1 rRNA gene is annotated in these 1703 nt (G+C 49.4%); it reads left to right on the plus strand.

What is annotated here, in order from left to right:
* Positions 1–75 precede the first annotated feature (75 nt).
* Positions 76–1626: ribosomal RNA gene (locus HMPREF2663_RS02310) — 16S ribosomal RNA — on the plus strand.
* The last annotated feature ends 77 nt before the right edge of the window (positions 1627–1703 follow it).

Genomic DNA, 1703 nt, shown 5'->3' on the forward strand with positions numbered 1-1703 from the left:
AACGTTAATTCCAATAAACAGTAACGAAACGTTACAAACTATTTAGTATTGATGAGCTAATCAAACATCATAATTTTTATGGAGAGTTTGATCCTGGCTCAGGATGAACGCTGGCGGCGTGCCTAATACATGCAAGTCGAGCGAACAGACGAGGAGCTTGCTCCTCTGACGTTAGCGGCGGACGGGTGAGTAACACGTGGATAACCTACCTATAAGACTGGGATAACTTCGGGAAACCGGAGCTAATACCGGATAATATATTGAACCGCATGGTTCAATAGTGAAAGACGGTTTTGCTGTCACTTATAGATGGATCCGCGCCGCATTAGCTAGTTGGTAAGGTAACGGCTTACCAAGGCAACGATGCGTAGCCGACCTGAGAGGGTGATCGGCCACACTGGAACTGAGACACGGTCCAGACTCCTACGGGAGGCAGCAGTAGGGAATCTTCCGCAATGGGCGAAAGCCTGACGGAGCAACGCCGCGTGAGTGATGAAGGTCTTCGGATCGTAAAACTCTGTTATTAGGGAAGAACAAATGTGTAAGTAACTATGCACGTCTTGACGGTACCTAATCAGAAAGCCACGGCTAACTACGTGCCAGCAGCCGCGGTAATACGTAGGTGGCAAGCGTTATCCGGAATTATTGGGCGTAAAGCGCGCGTAGGCGGTTTTTTAAGTCTGATGTGAAAGCCCACGGCTCAACCGTGGAGGGTCATTGGAAACTGGAAAACTTGAGTGCAGAAGAGGAAAGTGGAATTCCATGTGTAGCGGTGAAATGCGCAGAGATATGGAGGAACACCAGTGGCGAAGGCGACTTTCTGGTCTGTAACTGACGCTGATGTGCGAAAGCGTGGGGATCAAACAGGATTAGATACCCTGGTAGTCCACGCCGTAAACGATGAGTGCTAAGTGTTAGGGGGTTTCCGCCCCTTAGTGCTGCAGCTAACGCATTAAGCACTCCGCCTGGGGAGTACGACCGCAAGGTTGAAACTCAAAGGAATTGACGGGGACCCGCACAAGCGGTGGAGCATGTGGTTTAATTCGAAGCAACGCGAAGAACCTTACCAAATCTTGACATCCTCTGACCCCTCTAGAGATAGAGTTTTCCCCTTCGGGGGACAGAGTGACAGGTGGTGCATGGTTGTCGTCAGCTCGTGTCGTGAGATGTTGGGTTAAGTCCCGCAACGAGCGCAACCCTTAAGCTTAGTTGCCATCATTAAGTTGGGCACTCTAAGTTGACTGCCGGTGACAAACCGGAGGAAGGTGGGGATGACGTCAAATCATCATGCCCCTTATGATTTGGGCTACACACGTGCTACAATGGACAATACAAAGGGTAGCGAAACCGCGAGGTCAAGCAAATCCCATAAAGTTGTTCTCAGTTCGGATTGTAGTCTGCAACTCGACTATATGAAGCTGGAATCGCTAGTAATCGTAGATCAGCATGCTACGGTGAATACGTTCCCGGGTCTTGTACACACCGCCCGTCACACCACGAGAGTTTGTAACACCCGAAGCCGGTGGAGTAACCATTTGGAGCTAGCCGTCGAAGGTGGGACAAATGATTGGGGTGAAGTCGTAACAAGGTAGCCGTATCGGAAGGTGCGGCTGGATCACCTCCTTTCTAAGGATATATTCGGAACATCTTCTACGAAGATGAGGGATAACGTGACATATTGTATTCAGTTTTGAATGTTTATT

Origin of the sequence: Staphylococcus sp. HMSC077D08 (assembly GCF_001837945.1) — a bacterium.
Lineage (GTDB): Bacteria > Bacillota > Bacilli > Staphylococcales > Staphylococcaceae > Staphylococcus > Staphylococcus epidermidis.